This is a genomic window from Escherichia sp. E2661 (genome assembly GCF_004745185.1).
Classification (GTDB): Bacteria; Pseudomonadota; Gammaproteobacteria; order Enterobacterales; family Enterobacteriaceae; genus Escherichia.
Genome location: NZ_PDIG01000080.1, coordinates 1 through 863 on the forward strand (window position 1 = coordinate 1; position 863 = coordinate 863).

The following is an 863-nucleotide window of genomic DNA, read 5'->3' on the forward strand; positions in this document are numbered from 1 at the left end:
GATGGTCCCCCCATATTCAGACAGGATACCACGTGTCCCGCCCTACTCATCGAGCTCACAGCATGTGCATTTTTGTGTACGGGGCTGTCACCCTGTATCGCACGCCTTTCCAGACGCTTCCACTAACACACACACTGATTCAGGCTCTGGGCTGCTCCCCGTTCGCTCGCCGCTACTGGGGGAATCTCGGTTGATTTCTTTTCCTCGGGGTACTTAGATGTTTCAGTTCCCCCGGTTCGCCTCATTAACCTATGGATTCAGTTAATGATAGTGTGTCGAAACACACTGGGTTTCCCCATTCGGAAATCGCCGGTTATAACGGTTCATATCACCTCACCGACGCTTATCGCAGATTAGCACGTCCTTCATCGCCTCTGACTGCCAGGGCATCCACCGTGTACGCTTAGTCGCTTAACCTCACAACCCGAAGATGTTTCTTGCGATTCATCATCGTGTTGCGAAAAATTTGAGAGACTCACGAACAACTTGCGTTGTTCAGTGTTTCAATTTTCAGCTTGATCCAGATTTTTAAAGAGCAAAACTTCGCAGTGAACCTTTGCAGGTACACTCTGAAGTATTTTTTTATTTAATCACTACAGAGATGGTGGAGCTATGCGGGATCGAACCGCAGACCTCCTGCGTGCAAAGCAGGCGCTCTCCCAGCTGAGCTATAGCCCCATAACATGTAGTTAAAACCTCTTCAAATTTGCGGTGCAAATTTGGTAGGCCTGAGTGGACTTGAACCACCGACCTCACCCTTATCAGGGGTGCGCTCTAACCACCTGAGCTACAAGCCTGTAGAGGTTTACTGCTCATTTTCATCAGACAATCTGTGTGAGCATGCAAAGTACGCTTCTTTAAGG

At 48.9% G+C, this 863-nt stretch carries 2 tRNA genes and 1 rRNA gene; all 3 read right to left on the minus strand.

Features of this window, described 5'->3' with window-relative positions:
• A 23S ribosomal RNA gene (locus tag CRI63_RS23735) occupies positions 1 to 417 on the minus strand; the annotation flags it as partial.
• 185 nt (positions 418 to 602) lie between these two features.
• Positions 603 to 678, minus strand: a tRNA-Ala gene (locus tag CRI63_RS23740).
• 42 nt (positions 679 to 720) lie between these two features.
• Positions 721 to 797, minus strand: a tRNA-Ile gene (locus tag CRI63_RS23745).
• Positions 798 to 863 lie beyond the last annotated feature (66 nt).